This window comes from Aristophania sp. ESL1142 (genome assembly GCF_058107345.1).
Window position 1 is genome coordinate 480,806 of the sequence record NZ_JBYLUH010000001.1, and the last position, 16,411, is coordinate 497,216.

General features: G+C 45.8%; 18 protein-coding genes and 1 tRNA gene. 13 read left to right on the plus strand and 6 right to left on the minus strand.

Translation table 11 applies throughout. From position 1 onward, the window contains the following. Positions 1-72: 72 nt before the first annotated feature. The 8 genes from mnmE (at position 73) to AC3B6P_RS02125 (ending at position 7,284) form a co-directional block, all read left to right on the plus strand. A complete protein-coding gene (mnmE, locus tag AC3B6P_RS02090) occupies positions 73-1,368 on the plus strand; it encodes a tRNA uridine-5-carboxymethylaminomethyl(34) synthesis GTPase MnmE (RefSeq protein WP_489804499.1) in 1,296 nt (431 codons plus the stop codon). 6 nt (positions 1,369-1,374) lie between these two features. Then, positions 1,375-3,234, plus strand: a complete 1,860-nt coding sequence (gene mnmG / locus AC3B6P_RS02095; RefSeq protein WP_489804500.1) for a tRNA uridine-5-carboxymethylaminomethyl(34) synthesis enzyme MnmG — start codon at positions 1,375-1,377, stop codon at positions 3,232-3,234. After that, positions 3,231-3,830 (plus strand): 16S rRNA (guanine(527)-N(7))-methyltransferase RsmG, encoded by a 600-nt coding sequence (gene rsmG, locus AC3B6P_RS02100; protein WP_489804501.1) that lies wholly within the window; start codon positions 3,231-3,233, stop codon positions 3,828-3,830. The genes mnmG and rsmG overlap by 4 nt, the downstream gene beginning before the upstream one ends. Beyond that, complete coding sequence (locus AC3B6P_RS02105) at positions 3,823-4,611, plus strand: ParA family protein (RefSeq protein ID WP_489804502.1); 789 nt, start codon at positions 3,823-3,825, stop codon at positions 4,609-4,611. Before rsmG ends, AC3B6P_RS02105 begins: the two co-directional genes overlap by 8 nt. A 3-nt stretch (positions 4,612-4,614) precedes the next feature. Next, positions 4,615-5,508 carry a ParB/RepB/Spo0J family partition protein gene (locus AC3B6P_RS02110; RefSeq protein WP_489804503.1) on the plus strand — a complete coding sequence of 298 codons (894 nt, stop codon included), beginning with the start codon at positions 4,615-4,617 and terminating at the stop codon, positions 5,506-5,508. Positions 5,509-5,594: 86 nt separating this feature from the next. Next, a tRNA-Lys gene (locus AC3B6P_RS02115) sits at positions 5,595-5,670 on the plus strand. 164 nt (positions 5,671-5,834) lie between these two features. Beyond that, complete coding sequence (locus AC3B6P_RS02120; protein ID WP_489804504.1) at positions 5,835-6,569, plus strand: nucleoside/nucleotide kinase family protein; 735 nt, start codon at positions 5,835-5,837, stop codon at positions 6,567-6,569. A 13-nt stretch (positions 6,570-6,582) separates the two neighbouring features. After that, a complete protein-coding gene (locus AC3B6P_RS02125) occupies positions 6,583-7,284 on the plus strand; it encodes a nucleoside/nucleotide kinase family protein (RefSeq protein ID WP_489804505.1) in 702 nt (233 codons plus the stop codon). 7 nt (positions 7,285-7,291) lie between these two features. Here the strand turns inward: AC3B6P_RS02125 and AC3B6P_RS02130 are convergent, their stop codons facing one another. The 3 genes from AC3B6P_RS02130 to AC3B6P_RS02140 are packed head-to-tail and all read right to left on the minus strand — an operon-like array spanning position 7,292 to position 10,197. Then, positions 7,292-8,131, minus strand: coding sequence for a hypothetical protein (locus AC3B6P_RS02130; RefSeq protein ID WP_489804506.1), 840 nt, complete (start codon positions 8,129-8,131; stop codon positions 7,292-7,294). Positions 8,132-8,164: 33 nt separating this feature from the next. Beyond that, positions 8,165-9,499, minus strand: coding sequence for a lipopolysaccharide biosynthesis protein (locus AC3B6P_RS02135; RefSeq protein ID WP_489804507.1), 1,335 nt, complete (start codon positions 9,497-9,499; stop codon positions 8,165-8,167). Next, positions 9,496-10,197: a histidine phosphatase family protein gene (locus AC3B6P_RS02140; protein WP_489804508.1), complete on the minus strand. Its 702-nt coding sequence runs from the start codon at positions 10,195-10,197 to the stop codon at positions 9,496-9,498. Before AC3B6P_RS02140 ends, AC3B6P_RS02135 begins: the two co-directional genes overlap by 4 nt. Before the next feature lie 248 nt (positions 10,198-10,445). On the opposite strand from AC3B6P_RS02140, the gene rfbB reads away from it, so the two are divergent. From rfbB to AC3B6P_RS02165, 5 genes are read left to right on the plus strand one after another with little or no spacing between them, the layout of a single operon-like run. Next, entirely contained in the window at positions 10,446-11,504 is a 1,059-nt protein-coding gene (gene rfbB / locus AC3B6P_RS02145; RefSeq protein WP_489804509.1) for a dTDP-glucose 4,6-dehydratase, read from the plus strand. Beyond that, complete coding sequence (gene rfbA, locus AC3B6P_RS02150) at positions 11,501-12,400, plus strand: glucose-1-phosphate thymidylyltransferase RfbA (RefSeq protein ID WP_489804510.1); 900 nt, start codon at positions 11,501-11,503, stop codon at positions 12,398-12,400. The genes rfbB and rfbA overlap by 4 nt, the downstream gene beginning before the upstream one ends. Positions 12,401-12,413: 13 nt before the next feature. Beyond that, positions 12,414-12,974, plus strand: a complete 561-nt coding sequence (gene rfbC, locus AC3B6P_RS02155; RefSeq protein WP_489804511.1) for a dTDP-4-dehydrorhamnose 3,5-epimerase — start codon at positions 12,414-12,416, stop codon at positions 12,972-12,974. Positions 12,975-12,983: 9 nt separating this feature from the next. Beyond that, positions 12,984-13,871, plus strand: a complete 888-nt coding sequence (gene rfbD, locus AC3B6P_RS02160) for a dTDP-4-dehydrorhamnose reductase (RefSeq protein WP_489804512.1) — start codon at positions 12,984-12,986, stop codon at positions 13,869-13,871. A gap of 12 nt (positions 13,872-13,883) precedes the next feature. Beyond that, positions 13,884-14,033, plus strand: coding sequence for a hypothetical protein (locus AC3B6P_RS02165; protein WP_489804513.1), 150 nt, complete (start codon positions 13,884-13,886; stop codon positions 14,031-14,033). On the opposite strand, the gene AC3B6P_RS02170 is transcribed toward AC3B6P_RS02165, so the two are convergent. From AC3B6P_RS02170 to AC3B6P_RS02180, 3 genes are read right to left on the minus strand one after another with little or no spacing between them, the layout of a single operon-like run. Continuing rightward, entirely contained in the window at positions 14,021-14,842 is an 822-nt protein-coding gene (locus tag AC3B6P_RS02170) for a metal ABC transporter permease (RefSeq protein ID WP_489804514.1), read from the minus strand. The two genes, AC3B6P_RS02165 and AC3B6P_RS02170, sit on opposite strands and share 13 nt — an antisense overlap. Further along, entirely contained in the window at positions 14,829-15,494 is a 666-nt protein-coding gene (locus AC3B6P_RS02175; protein WP_489804515.1) for a metal ABC transporter ATP-binding protein, read from the minus strand. The genes AC3B6P_RS02170 and AC3B6P_RS02175 overlap by 14 nt, the downstream gene beginning before the upstream one ends. Continuing rightward, on the minus strand, positions 15,491-16,402 hold the full coding sequence (locus AC3B6P_RS02180) for a metal ABC transporter solute-binding protein, Zn/Mn family (protein WP_489804516.1): 912 nt from the start codon (positions 16,400-16,402) through the stop codon (positions 15,491-15,493). Before AC3B6P_RS02180 ends, AC3B6P_RS02175 begins: the two co-directional genes overlap by 4 nt. Between the last annotated feature and the right edge of the window lie 9 nt (positions 16,403-16,411).

The following is a 16,411-nucleotide window of genomic DNA, read 5'->3' on the forward strand; positions in this document are numbered from 1 at the left end:
CTAAAAATGCCTTTTCTCACCTTTAGCGTCAATATGGCTGATTTTCTTTCCAGAGTGCGCTAAGAGGAGGTTATGACCTCCATAAACTATTCTGACACACGGACAATTTTCGCTCTGGCGACCAGCCTTGGTCACGGAGCCATCGCCATTATCAGAGCAAGCGGCCCTCATTGTGCCTCCATTCTCGAAACTCTTGCAGGCCCTTTACCCAAGGCACGCCAGGCCAGTCTGCGTTTTTTACGCCATAAAGATGATATTCTGGACCATGCCTTGATTTTATGGTTTCCCGGCCCTCATTCTTATACGGGAGAAGACAGTTTTGAACTTCATCTCCACGCTGGCCCTGCGATCATAGAAGCAGTTTCTGACGCCTTAATTGATTTAGGTGCCCGCCCCGCAGAAGCTGGAGAGTTTACCAAAAAAGCCGTGCAAAAAGGGAGGCTCGACCTTTTACAGGCCGAGGCTATTGCTGACCTGGTCGAATCTGAAACACAAGCCCAGAGAAAACAGGCCTTACGCCAGATTGACGGCGCTTTAAGCCAACTTTACCAGCAATGGGCAACGCGATTAAAAACCATTCTTGCCCAGCAGGAAGCCCTGATTGATTTCCCCGATGAAGATCTTCCCCCCGAAGTTGAGGCTGCTTTAATCGAAGAAGGAAATACACTTTTATCAGAGATTGAAGGTCACCTTCAGGATGAACGCGGTGAAGTGACGCGCAATGGCCTAACAATTGTCATTGCCGGCTCACCGAATGTGGGAAAATCCAGCTTACTGAACATGTTAAGTGGTGAAGACGCTGCTATTGTCACCCATCAGGCCGGCACCACGCGCGATGCGATCAGCGTTGACTGGATACTGGACGGGGTGAAATTACGTCTGATTGATACGGCCGGACTGCGCGAAACAGATGACCTGATCGAAGCAGAAGGGATCAAACGTGCCCGTCAGCATGTTGAAAAAGCCGATATCGTCCTACATCTCCTCGGCCCGGGAGAAGAAGCTTCCATTTTAGCTCCCGGAGAAATGACCCTCCGCACAAAGACGGATATTTCTCCAGCCGCACCGCATGAGCTTGGCATTAATACAATAAGCCCTGAGGGACTTATACCTCTTAAGAGAGAGCTTCAGACGCGTCTTGCAAAATTATTGGCCCAGAGAACAACGCCGCCTCTTACCCGTGCACGTCATCGCGCTGGCTTGGAAGAAGCAAGACAGCATCTTATCGCAGCGCAATCAAGCACGTTTCCCGAATTGCGGGGAGAAGAGCTTCGTCTTGCCATGCTCTCTCTGGGACGACTGACAGGCCATGTTGATATAGAGGCCTTACTCGACACAATTTTCAGTCAATTCTGCATTGGGAAATAACGTTTCATGACCTCTTCCTACGACGTCATTATCATTGGTGGCGGACACGCTGGTTGTGAAGCAGCAGCCGCTTCAGCCCGTTTTGGCGCACGCACACTCCTGCTGACCCACCGGTTTGACACGATCGGTACCATGTCCTGTAACCCTGCCATAGGGGGGATAGGGAAAGGACATCTTGTCCGTGAAATAGACGCATTTGATGGATTGATGGGCAAAGCTGCGGACAGGGCAGGGATCCATTTCAAACTTCTGAACCGCTCCAAGGGTCCTGCCGTTCATGGCCCCAGAGCGCAGACAGATCGTTACCTTTACCGAAACGCCATCCAGTCTCTTTTACAAGAGACGCCAAACCTTTCCATTCAGGAAGGCGCTGTCAGCGACCTTCTGGTCAAGGAGGGTAAGATAGCAGGTGTCGTCTGCGAAGATGGACGTACGTTTGGGGCTGGCGCTGTAGTCCTGACAAGCGGTACTTTTCTGAGAGGGGTTATTCATACAGGCAAGATCAAAGAAGCCGCTGGCCGTATCGGAGAAGCGCCTGCCACAAAACTGGGAGAAAGACTTGAAGCTTTAGGTCTTAAAATGGGACGCCTGAAGACCGGAACGCCTCCCCGCCTTGCACGTGATTCCATTGATTGGGATAATCTCCCTGCTGACCCCGGCGACCAGTATCCCGAAGCTTTCAGTACCCTGACAACCACATTGCCTAACGAACAGCTTGTCTGCCGTATTACACAGACAACTCCGAAAACACATGCGATCATTCAGGATAATCTGCACCTTTCTGCCATGTATGGGGGAGAAATTACCGGGCGCGGACCACGTTACTGCCCCTCAATCGAAGATAAGATTGTCCGGTTTTCAGAAAAAAACAGCCACCAGATTTTCCTAGAACCTGAAGCCCTGCCGGGCAATCCCGGCTCTGATCTGGTGTACCCTAATGGAATCAGCACATCACTTCCTGCTGAAGTGCAGAAACTGATCATCGCCTCCATGCCCGGGCTGGAAAATGCCAGAATTGTCACGCCCGGTTATGCTGTCGAATATGATTATGTTGACCCCCGCGAATTGCGTCATTCTCTCGAAGTGCGCCGTTTGCCTGGTCTCTATCTTGCAGGACAGATCAATGGCACTACAGGTTATGAAGAGGCCGGCGCTCAGGGACTACTGGCCGGGCTTAATGCAGCCCGCTCTGTTAGCGGACTGGACCCTCTGATTTTGCAGCGTCATGAAGCCTATCTTGGCGTCATGATAGATGATTTGACACTTCATGGTATTAATGAACCTTACCGTATGTTCACCTCCAGGGCTGAATATCGTCTCATCCTACGTGCTGATAATGCAGACCTTCGCCTAACAGAAAAAGCGATTAAAGCCGGATGCGTAGGCAATGAAAGACGTGAAAAATTTCATGCCCTTGAAGAAGCCATAAAAACTTCCATGGCAAAAGCGGAAGAAAAGATCTTTCTTCCTCCGCAGCTTGCCCAACATGGTATTGATGTTTCCCAAGATGGGAAAAGACGTTCCCTGCTGGAAGTAATGGCCACGCAGGCCTCATCAGACTCTCTTTATGCCATCGCCCCCTGGTTGGCCGAACTCCCAGTGCGCATCCGCCGGCACCTGGAAACAGAGGCCCGTTATGGAGGTTATTTAAGGCGGCAGGAACGTGATATTCAGAACCTGCAACAAGAAACTGCCCTTCGCCTCCCGGACGATCTGGATTATAGTAAAATTGGTGGCCTCAGCAGTGAAATGCAGGAACGGCTTTCTGAAGCACGCCCTCATAATTTCGCAGCAGCACAAAGAGTGCGCGGACTGACGCCTGCCGCCCTGATCGCCCTGCTTGCTTATGTGAAAGGACGAGCATGATAACAGAGCCTCTCTCCATGTCTGTTTCACGTGAAACAAAAGAACGCCTGACACTGTTTGCTGACCTTCTCAAACAGTGGAACAGCAGGATCAACCTTGTCAGCCCCCGCGATGTGGAAGCGCTTTGGTCCCGTCATATTGAGGATAGTCTGCAATTGCTGCCCCATATTCCTCCTCACGCCCAGATCACCGATCTTGGTTCTGGGGGAGGATTTCCTGGCCTTGTAATCGCAATCGCCACACAAAATCCGGTCACATTGATAGAATCTGATCTCAGAAAATCTGCCTTTTTGCGTGAAGCGAGCCGCATATGCGGTGCCACAACAACGATTCTATCAAAAAGAATCGAAGAGGTCGAAGACCTTTCACCAGCTGATATTATTACAGCTCGCGCCCTGGCCCCTCTAAAAACACTTCTGCAATGGGCAAAGCCTCTCCTGAAAGAAAATGGATTCTGTCTGTTTTTAAAAGGACAAAAAGCATCTCTTGAGTTGACCGATGCTGCTCAAGACTGGCAGATGGATTATAAGAGTTTCCCAAGCATCACGGCTCCTGATGGGGTCCTTTTGAAAATTAGTGAAATTAGACGTGCCTAAACCCTCATCAACAGATACCCAGATCATAGCCATCGCCAACCAGAAAGGTGGCGTGGGCAAAACCACAACAAGCCTTAACCTGGCTGCCGCCTTGGCACGACATTGCCGTGTCCTACTGGTCGATCTTGACCCACAGGGGAATGCTTCTACAGGGTTGGGAATCGATTATAGCGACCGCCAGCGCGGAAGCTATGATGCTCTTATGGGGGAAGAAGAGCCCACGTCACTACCCCGCCCGACAAACACAGCCCAGCTTGATATCATTCCTGCCAATGCAGACCTTGCTGGCGTTGAAATTGAAATGATCCAGCAGGAAAGACGTGAATATCGCCTGCATGACGTCCTTCAGACTGTTGAAGGGCTTTATGATATCATCCTGATTGACTGCCCTCCCAGTCTGGGGCTGTTGACACTGAATGCTCTGGTTGCTGCACAAAGTGTTCTTGTTCCTCTACAATGTGAGTTTTTTGCACTGGAGGGGATTAGCCAGCTCGTTAGAACAATCGAACGCGTCCGTATGGCATTCAATACAGACCTCTGCCTGGAAGGTATTGTTCTAACCATGTATGATAAACGCAACAATCTCTCTGCTCTCGTCGCCGAGGATGCAAGAAATTTTTTTGGCGGGCAGATTTATGATACGATTATCCCGCGCAACATACGCATCTCTGAAGCCCAAAGTCACGGAAAGTCTGTTTTGGATTACGATTCCCGCTCTAGTGGTGCCCTAGCTTATAATGCCCTGGCTGCAGAACTTCTCGAACGTCTGAGAGGGAAATAGACAATGTCAAAGAAAGATTCTTCACTCAGGCTCGGACGCGGCCTGGCTGCCTTATTAGGCGACAAGGCCCCTCAGATCAGCCGTGCTGTCCATAGCACCGCACCAGACGGAACGACCCACCCTCAGAATAGTCTAGCTATTGACCTTCTTGCTCCCGGCCCTTTCCAGCCACGCAAACAAATGGATGCTCCCAAATTGGCTGAGCTGGCTGATTCTATCCGTTCCCGTGGGATTTTACAGCCTCTTCTTGTCCGCCCGGATCCGGGAAAAAAGGGCCATTATCAGATCATAGCCGGAGAGCGTCGCTGGAGGGCCGCACAACAGGCAGGGCTGCATGAAGTTCCTGTCCATATTCGTGCTCTTGATGATAGTGATGCCATGGCAGCTGCCATGGTCGAAAATCTACAACGCTCAGACCTCAACCCTGTCGAAGAAGCAGAAGGCCTCCAGAAACTTCTTGATGACTATAATCTGACGCAGGAAGAACTTGCCGGAGCATTAGGGAAATCACGATCTCACATTGCCAATACACTCAGACTGTTAAATCTTCCCGACCTGATTCTTCAACACCTTCGGGACGGCCTTTTGAGTGCGGGGCACGCACGCGCCCTGCTGTCTCATCCCGACCCGATTGCGGCAATGCATATTGTTCTGGATAAAGGACTTAATGTCCGGCAGACAGAGTTATTGGCAACACAGGCCCAAAAAGGGATGGTTGATGCCCTGGAACGCCACCCTAGGCAGCCTGATATCGTCAGACTGGAAGAAGAACTCTCAACACATCTAGGGCTCAAGACAAGAATCACCTTTAACGGAAAAAAGGGAACACTTAAGGTCAATTATGAAACGTTAGAGCAATTTGACACGTTATTGCATCTTCTTAAAAGAAACATTTAATTTACCATTCTTCTCATAAGGTGAAATTTAGTGAACCCCCTTGCCGGAGAAAGAAGAGTCTGTTAAGCATCAACGCAAGCGGGTATGGGCACATAGCTCAGTTGGTAGAGCAGCTGACTCTTAATCAGCGGGTCCTAGGTTCGAACCCTAGTGTGCCCACCATATCCCGAAACTGCCATCTAGAATTTTTATCTCTCAGATGAAAATTTTCCAGAAATTGCAGTGGATGCGTAGTCTCCATCCTTACTCTTAATTTCAAGTCCATTATGAAGACGTGTTCTTTTTTAGAGAGTAATCGTCCCCAATTAGAAGTGAGTTCCATAAACGTGCTTCATAAGAAAAATCTCCGTATTGTTCCCATAATGGGCCGTACCCAGCCTGTCATTGCTATTATCGGGTCAGATGGCAGCGGGAAATCGACTGTTGGAGACGCGCTTTATAAAATAATGAACGAGCATCGCCCTACAAAGTTTTGCCATCTTGGTAAACAGGCAGGAAATTTGGGACGTTCTTTAAAGCAAGTCCCTTATCTGGGTAAATTACTTGAAAAACGCAATGTTAAGGAACATAAAATTCTTAGCAAGCGGAAAGAATCCTCTTTTTTAGCTACTGTCGTGGCTTTTGTAATGTCGATGCGCCGTGTTTATAGATTTTCGCGTATGCGTCATTACTATAAACGTAACTTCGCCATTTTAACTGACAGATTTCCACAGACCCTTATAGCGGGACCTATGGATGGACCCTCTTTGGCTGATCTTGTTTTTAAAGGCTGGTTCTTACACAGACTTATGAAAATAGAAAATCGCCTTTATGATCATATGACAACCTTCAGACCCGATCTGGTTATCCGATTAAATGTTACTCTTGAAACTGCCTTAAAGCGTAAACCGGATCACCAGCCAAGAAAATTAGCACGTAAGATTTCAGATGTTAGTAGGCTCAATTTCGGAGAAACCCCAATTCTGGATTTAGATGCTACAGCACCTTTGGAGCTAGTTCTTGCTCAAGCAAGCAAAGCTGTTTATGAAGTTATGAGACTTTATCCAGAGAAACAATTATAAGCCAGAGTTGCCCATGCCCTCTCAGCCTGAAAATCGTTTTGGCCATTTAATTTCACTTGTAGGATGCGATGGGTCAGGCAAATCCACTCTTAGCCATGACCTCGTTCGCCTCCTGGGTCGGAATAGAAAAACATCTTATGGCTATCTGGGATTAGGCTCGGGGGACTTAGGAAGACGTATTGGAAAACTACCGATTATCGGAAGCTTCCTTGAAAAAAAGCTGACCAATAAAGCAAAAAAGACGCGTACCAAAGGTGAAAAAATTCCAGGTTTTTTCACAGCAAGTGTTGTATTTGCTTTTTCCCTTTTACGATTTCATCGTTTCAAACGTGTCAAACGGGCAGTTGAAGCAGGATATCTTGTCATTACTGACCGTTATCCTCAAAATGAAATCCCTGGTTACTGTGATGGTCCTGGCCTTTCTGTTGCTCGGACCAATAACCCTCTTATCCACCTTATGGCAAAGATAGAGAGACATCTTTACCAGAAAATGGCAAATTTCTTGCCTGATCAGATTATATTCTTGGAAATTGACCTTGAGACATCTCTACAGAGAAAACCCGATCATGATCCAGAAATTCTCAAAACAAAAATTGCTATCATGCCCGAGCTTACATTTAACGGAGCACCTAAGAAAACTATTGACGCCTGCCGACCATACGAAGAAGTCCGGCATGCTATTATAGACACTCTAAAGCAAGCCAGATTTCTCTAACATATTGTCACTGAATCTTTTCCAGAAATGTCTGAATTCTGCTAGAAATATCGTCTGACAGACTCACTTTATTTGTATAGTACCCTTTTTTGTCAGAAAATTTCTTTTCTACAAACTCGTCATGCTGATCCCCCATCATACCATTAATTGTAGCCAGATAGGCAGAAAACCGATTCAATTTCTCTGAAGGACGAACTGTTCTCAGCGTATCATTAAATGCTACCCAACGACTGAAAATTTTACGCATCAGATGAAAACCATGAGCCGAGAGCTCCGCTCTTTTTTTAAATGATGCCTCTAATTTCTGTATCTCACGCCTATGATAAGCTCTTATTCCTTCTGGTGTATCTGCTCTAAAATCCTTAATCTCTTTTTCGATCATAGGATAAACCAAGGGAGATAAAATCACCCATAGCAGGACACCATATTTAAACGTGGCAAAACGCTGGCCATTCTTAAAGCTGTCCTGCATCTTTCCCATTAAAGAGATCATTATATGGCATAATCTAGGCTGACGATGGCGTCTATCAAAATTATTACAGGCAAACCGCATATGCTTAAAGCGCGCTCTTACATATTTAAAAAAGAGTCTCTCTTCTTTGGATGCACAACCTTTATAAGAAAGCCTTCCTATAAGGTTGCGAAAAACCTTGAAATTAACGCCACGTTTAAGAAGTTGCCAACATAAACGATAAGATTGCTCTATTTCTTCAGCTGTATAATCTTCTTTGACAAGTTCTCCATCTAAAAAAACTTCAGGATGTGGAACATCGTCCAGAAGGATATACTCAAAAAGTGTATCCAGCTTTTCCTGGGAAAAGACAGGATCATCCAAAGAAACAATCATAAATTCGCCCATCAGTAATGCTTTAATAAAAGCTTAAGACTTAACACGCTCATGAGGAAGGATGATATGCTGCCGTCTGAAAAAAGTTACAACCGCAAGCAAGAAATTAAGTATGACGCCCAAGCCTCCCCCTAAGGAAAAAGCAAGCCCCACTCCATTTAGACCATAACGATGTCCGAAATATATGAGCAGAGGCAGATATAAAGCTGAAGCACAGAACTGCACAATGATCAAAGCTTTTGGTTTTCCGGCAGTATAAAGTAAGGCATAGAGCGGGAAAGCAAGCATATTCAGTATCAAGACCGGAGCCATCCACAACATAACACTTGCAGCTTTGACATATTTATGGCCGAATAAACTGATGACAGGTTCACCACCAATATAAATAATAAGGAGTACGAGAAGCCCCAATCCTCCACCCATAAGACTCATTTTTGCCGCTAATTTCCAAGGTTTGGTTGTCCTCGGGTCAAGGCGGGCGACTTCAGGGTAATAACTTTTTTCTAAAAGACGAACCGGTCTCTGGACTGCATCAATAAAGGTACTTGCCAGGCTATAGAGACCAGCAGCTGCCGTCCCCAGCACGCGCCCAATAACCAGATTACTTAATGGCCCCCATATAGTGCCTAATAATGTATTAACGCTCGTTAACCATACAAAACTCCATATACCGTCAGGCATATCACGACTTACAGAAAGCAACCCTGGTCTCAATTCTATTGTCAATTTCCGACGTTTTAACTCTAACCAGGCCATACTCCATGCATATATGTCGCTCACGACGCTTCCTGCATACCATGCAAAGACAAATCCTATTAACCCGATCCCTTTGAGCCATACAATAAAACTCAGAGCCGTCCGTACAATAGGCGAAATAACCTGCTTCTTACTGACGACATCAATACGGTCAAAAAGTCTCAGAATTCCATAATCACTTGATGCCGAGAGAAAAGGAACAAGAGTACAATAAAATAAAGCCAGGTAAAGGTGAGAAGGATGTACCCCAAGGCTTGCACCAAAAAACAGTAGAACTGCCATGCCGATAAGCATGCCAGCAAAACCTGCACATAGATCCAGGCCGAGAGAAAATCTGATCGCTGTTTTAACCTTATCTGTTTCACCCTTCTGCCAGGGAATAGACCCATAATGCAAAATAACCTGCCAACTCTGGAATTGCCCGATATCTGCAATCATCTGAGCGTAAGCTTTAACGAGAATTAGAACACCAAAATCAGCAGGGACAAGACTATGAGTTGCACAAGCGAGAGCACCTAATCCTAATAGAGCACCAGCCAGCTTCCCTGTTGCAAGTTTACCTGCATTTTTCAAGACAAGTTTGAAAAGATCATCTCGGAACCAGCTTTTCACGCGACCCTCTCCCCAAAATGAGAAAGAGAATTAACTGTAATAACTCGCCACTGATCAGCAATATGCTCTAAAATTGTTACTGAAAGATTCTGAACCGTGAAACGAAGTGCCGCATCAGCAGAAATCCCCATCGCGTGGGCCAAGGCCATTCGGATAACACCCCCATGACTTATAATCACAGTCTCCTGCCCCACATTTTTATCCACTAAGCTTTCCAAAGCCATTCCGACACGCTTTTTTACATCTTCCAGACTTTCACCCTCTGGTGGACACTCAGTCACTGAAAGTGCCCAGAAGTCTGACGCCTCGTGCTTTCGTTTAAGGCAGAATTCATCATGAGATAAACCACTCCACATCCCTAAATCCTGCTCCATAAAACGTGCGTCTTCTTGCACATCAGCAGCAAGACCACCCGCTTTTAGAAGAGTCTGTGCCGTTATGACAGCCCGTTTTATGGGAGAAGTTATCCAACAGGATGGCTGAGGTAAACGACGTGCAAGATTTTTATATACAGGGCCTTGCTCTTCCATGGTTTTCAGACAGAGAGGAACTTCCTCGTTACCATACATGACCTGCCGCGAAAGAGAGTCGACCAGAGCATGCCTGACAAACCAGAAACGTGTAACACCTTCCTGAAGGTCAGGTTCATCAAGGAAAGGAATTCTCTGCTTTTTGCCCGCAGAAAGATGGTTTGTCACGAGATTATCTTTTACCAACACTATTCACGTGCTTCTTCTTAAAGGGTAAAGCCTTTTTTCGAAAGAGCTGGACCCTTAAATTTTTAGAAATAAATAGGAAGAGTATTTGTCATTACTCTTCCGGAAAAGAAGATTTATTTTAAAATATAAAGATGACGGAACAATTTCTTTAATGTAAATTAGCACTCTTATCGTAGCCGTAGGACCATAATATTATACACCACAACATAATTCGAGGTTAATGATTGATGCTTATTCTTGTAACAGGTGGTCATGGTTTTATTGGATCAGCCGTCATAAGGTATCTCATAAGAAATACAGACCATAGTATCCTTAATGTCGATTCCATGACTTATGCGGCTTCATATGAAAATTTATCTGAAATAGACCATACAAAACCACGTTATGTTCACGAACATATCGATATCGTAAATTCTGATGAGGTCCGCCGCCTATTCAGTCTTTATAAACCTGATGCTGTCATGCATCTGGCAGCTGAAAGTCATGTTGACCGTTCTATAGATGATCCAGGAATTTTCATCCAAACAAATATTATCGGTACCTATACACTTCTTGAAGCAGCCCGCAAATATTGGCAGACTCTCGATGGAACTCAAAAAGAGAAATTCCGTTTTCTTCATGTCTCAACTGATGAGGTTTTTGGCCATCTTGCCCCTGATGCCCCGGCCTTTACCGAGCAATCCCCCTATGATCCAAGAAGTCCTTATTCTGCAACAAAAGCTTCTTCCGATCACCTTGTCAGAGCATGGCATAGCACGTACGGCTTTCCCAGCTTTGTAACCAATACAACCAATAATTATGGTCCCTGGCATTTCCCTGAAAAACTGATCCCCCTTGTTATTATAAAAGCGCTGAAAGGATTACCTCTGCCCGTTTATGGGAAAGGGGATAATATCCGCGACTGGTTATTTGTTGAGGATCATGCGGAAGCACTGGTCAAAGCCATTGAAATTGGCAAAGCGGGTGAAACTTACGCCATTAGTGGCCGGCAACCGCGCACAAATCTTGAAGTTGTTAAAAAAATCTGTTCTATCCTTGATGAGTTACGCCCCGATCCAACGGGACCGCACGAGCGCCTGATCCACTTTGTGTCTGATCGCCCCGGGCATGATTTCCGTTATGAAATCAATCCTTCTCACGCAGAAAAAGCCTTATCCTGGAAAGCAAGACATAATTTTGACACAGGATTGCGTAAAACGATCGAGTGGTTTCTTACTCATGAAACATGGTGGCAGACCATACTTAATAAACGTTATACAGGACAAAGATTAGGGAGTGGGACATGAAAGCTATCCTTCTTTCTGGGGGATCAGGAACACGTCTTCATCCTGTGACACTCGGTGTTTCTAAACAGCTTCTGCCTGTTTACGACAAACCCATGATCTATTATCCACTAACGACATTGATCCTGTCGGGAATCAGGCAGATCATGATCATCACAACGCCCCATGATTTGCCACAATTCCAAAGACTTCTTGGGGATGGCTCTCAGTTTGGTGTGGAATTTACCTATCGCGTCCAGCCAGAACCTAAAGGCATTGCCCAGGCTTTCCTGATCGCTTCCGACTGGCTCAATGGCTCCGCCTGTGCCCTCGCACTAGGCGATAATCTCATTTTTGCGTCCAGTTTAAGTACAAAACTGCAAACTGCCAGACAAAAAAAACAAGGAGCAACTGTTTTTGCTTATCAGGTACGTGATCCGCAACGTTATGGTGTCATCAGTTTTGATGAAAAAGGACAGGCTTTAACAATAGAAGAGAAACCAGAAAACCCCCGCTCAAATTGGGCTGTAACAGGGCTTTATTTTTACGATCATCGTGTTTGCGATATGGCTTCCAAATTACGGCCAAGCCCCCGGGGTGAGTTGGAAATTACGGATCTCAACAGGATATATCTGGAAGAAAATAGCCTCCAGGTCAGCCTTTTGGGGCGTGGATGTGCCTGGCTTGATGCAGGTCTGCCAGACAGTCTGATGCAGGCTGGTACCTTTGTACAAGCCATTCAATCAAGGCAGGGTATGCTCGTAGGCTCTCCAACAGAAGCAGCATTCCGTATGGGGTTCATCCCCCTTGATGCGCTTTATGCTCAAGCCAAGAGCATGGCCAAGACAGAATTAGGGCAAATGTTGCTTCACCTGGCAGAAACATCGGAACAATCATCCTCTCTCATCAAAGCTTCATAAAAGGATCTTCTCAATGGATGTGAAATCACTCTCTATTCCTGATGTCTTACTTATCACACCGCCTCGTTATGAAGATGACCGGGGGTTTTTCTCCGAAACTTATAATCAGGAAGTAATGGCACAAGCAGGCATAAAACAGGCTTTTGTGCAGGATAACCAGAGCCTCTCACGGACAAAAGGTATTGTACGTGGACTACATTGCCAGCTCGCGCCATACGCTCAGGGAAAACTCGTCCGGGTTACAAAAGGCGCCATTTGGGACGTTGCTGTCGATGCCAGAACCGGTTCACCTACATATGGTCAATGGGTCGGGGCAGAACTTTCAGCAGAAAACTGGTCACAACTTTGGATACCGCCGGGCTTTCTACACGGTTTTGTAACATTAGCTGAAAATACGGAAGTACTTTATAAATGCACGGCCTTATACAACAAGGCCTCTGAGCGTTCAGTCCGGTGGAATTGCAAAGGGCTTGGCATTGCCTGGCCGATCAAGCCTGAAGAGGCAATACTCTCAGAGAAAGATCAAGCGGCTTCAGGCTTTTCACATGTCCAGGACTGGTTTTCCTATCAATAAGGTATTCTAATGTCTTCTAGTCCATCCATACTTGTCATAGGACAACATGGCCAACTTGCCCAATCACTCAAAACTTTGGGAAACGAGCAGGTTATAGCGATCGGACGGCCTGATTTTGACCTGAATCATCCTGAAAATTTTCCTGATTTTCTAAAAAAATATCATCCCGATTTTGTCGTGAATGCTGCTGCCTGGACAGCTGTTGACCTCGCAGAAACCGAGCCAGATAACGCGAAAAAAGGCAATTTTACGGGCCCTGCCTTTGTGGCCCAGGAATGCGCCTTGAGACATATTCCCTTTATCCATATCTCAACTGATTATGTTTTTGATGGAAAAAAGGGACGCCCTTATAAAGAAGATGATCCCATCTGCCCTGAAACCATTTATGGAAAAACCAAAGCAGATGGTGAAAAAGCTGTTTTATCCCTCCATCCGCAGAGTCTGATTTTACGTACATCCTGGGTCTATTCTGCTTACGGACGCAATTTTGTAAAAACCATGATCAAAGCTGGTGCACAAAATCCAGTCCTGAAAGTTGTTAGTGATCAGAAAGGCAATCCTACGTCATCTGATGATCTTGCTCATATCATTCTGAACATTATTGACCAGATTCATCAAAAACATTGGCAGGAATCCTATCATGATATTTTTCATGCCTGTGGCCAGGGCGAAGCAACATGGTATGAGCTTGCCTGCTTTACGCTACAAGAAGCTGCACGCTACGGGCAAAAAGAGCCGGAGATTCAGCCTATTCTTACACAAGACTGGCCAACGCCCGCAAAACGACCGGCTGATTCACGCCTGGATACGACAAAGTTAAAGAAAATTTTTAATCTTTCTTTCCCTTTCTGGAAGGAAAGTGTTGCTGATATTGTACAAAAAATTTTCTTATCCTGAGGGGAAAGAAACATGAAATTTTTCTGGAACAATCCCGAATTAAGTCAGGACCCTACAAAAATCCCTGTCATATCGATGCGAATACTTATCGGTATCCATATTTTCATGATTATTTTTATCGGCCTCGTTCATTGGACGGCTGTCAGCCTTCATGATTTCTGAAATCCCCGCCAGGATCTGAATAGCCCCACAAGGATATAGAGTAAGACCGCTCCTGTCCCTATCAAGAAGGCAACGGGTACATCTGTATACCAGGAAATCACCAAAGACCCCCAGGATAAGAACAATGCCCCTAGAACAGAAAAACACAACCCCCATAAAGGAGTAAGACCTAGCCTCAGTGCTGCAGCGGACGGGCCTATCATGAGACTGAAAGATAACAGGGTTCCAGCCACTTCTGAACAGGCCGCTGTTGCTAAAGCGGCCATCGCCATAAAACTATATGAAATGACGGATAATCTAATTCCCTGTGCTTCTGCCAGATCAGGAGCAAGGGTCGTAAAAAGAAGCGGTCTGCCTAAGATAACTACTCCGATCAGGCAGATCACTGTCACAGTCGCGAGGATCAGCAATGTCTGTGTACTTAAACCTAACACATCGCCAAATAATAAGTTTGTTGCCTGATTTGAAGCACTATTGGCTTCAAAAAGACAGAAAACACCTACACCAAGACTAGCTGCCAATACGAGTCCTGTCATCATTTCACGCTGTGCATAAACAGATATATGCGATTTCTTATGGTTGTCATAAGCCATAAAGAAACCGGCAATCAGACTTGAAAGAATCATGCCCATAAAAGGAGGAATTTTCAGCCAGATAGCAGCCGCTGCACCACTAAAACCAACATGGGGCAAGGCATGAGCTGCAAATATCTGATGCCGAAGCACGATAAACCAACCCAATATCCCCGCTAGCAGTGAAACAAGAAAACAACCGACAAAAGCATGACGCATAAAGTCATAACTCAACATGAAGATGCCCTTTTTCCAGTCTCATCTCCTGCACAGGATAAGAGTTATCACATAAAGAAACCACGTCGTGAGACGTCATGATAAAACGAAGACCTAGTTTTTTTATCAATTCACCAAACAAGGCCAAACTTTCATAACGCGCCTGTTGATCCAACGCAGAAAAAGGCTCATCGAGAATCAGGACATCAGGCTCTGCTGCAAGAGCTTGTGCTAAAGCAACGCGCTGACGCTCTCCCCCGGAGAGAACTCCTAAGGGACGATTTGCTAATGATAAAACACCTGTCAACTCCAATAATTCCAAGGCACGTTTGCGGCGAGAGCGATTGAAAGAAATACCCCAGAATTTTCCGCTCAAACACGCCATGACATGACTAATCACAGGAAGCATTGAGGCTGTCTGCCCAACCTTTTGAGGCATATAGCCAAGCACAGGACTCTTTTTTGAAGGAGAGGTAAAACATAGGGAAATTTTCCCCGTCTTTACTTTAACAAGCCCTAAGAGAGCCTTGAGAAAAGTCGTTTTTCCTACCCCATTACGCCCCCGAAGAATCAGGATTCCCTCAAGTGAAATTGACTGTGTCTCATCATCTAGAACGATCGTTTGACCTGCCAAGAGCGTCGCATGATCCAATATAAGGGAAATCTGTCTCACCTGGCAGGATCTTTCTCGCTCAGGGCAGCAGAGAGCTGGTCGAGAATTTGCGACATCCACTCCTGCCAATTCAACCCGACCGGGAGGGTTTCCTGAATTTTTACCAACGGAATTTTCTGCTGGAAGGCTAGTTCCAATAACGTGTTAATCTGTGCAGATTTGACAGATGGATTTATAATCAGAGCCTGAATTTTTCTATTTTTAAAAGCTTCTTCCAGCTTTGCCGTTTCCCTGGCGGAGACACCTGTCTGATTCATTACAGATAAGGCCCAATGTGGGTCAGTAATTATCAGACCCGTTCTTGAAAGAAGACGCATACCTGCTGGTTCTGTAATAGCAACAGAAAGACCTTGATAATGGCTCCTAAATACAGCCAGCTTTTTTTGAAGATCGTCCAAAGACCGTTCAAAATTAGTCAGGTTATCCCGATAAACTTCCCTGTTCTGCGGGTCTTTTTCTACCAGCCAACTTTCAAAAGCAAAGGCAACATCCTTGACGATTTCAGGGTCAAAAAAGAGATGGGGATCCTGTCCTTCCTGCCAATGCCCGATTTGTGACGCAATGAGACGATCTGTCCCAACCTTATGAAAAGAAAGAGCCCAATCATCGTAAGTTGCCCCGTTAATGAAAAATCCGTCAGACTGCCCGACTGAACGCCATAGAGACGGTGAAGGCTGAAAATGATGAGGGTCCAATCCTGGGGCTGTCAGAAGGGGTTTTGTCGTTAAATCCTTCCCTCCTATTTGCTGGGCAATATTACACCAGACAGTTTCAACGCATAAAAGAGAGAGACGGGATTCCGCTCTCGCTTCCTGAAAAAGAGTTTCTTGCAAAAAACATAAACATAAAAACGTCTGAATAATAAAACTTAACAGAATTCCCTTTTTCGCACGTTGGAAAAAGCGCATGAACCACTC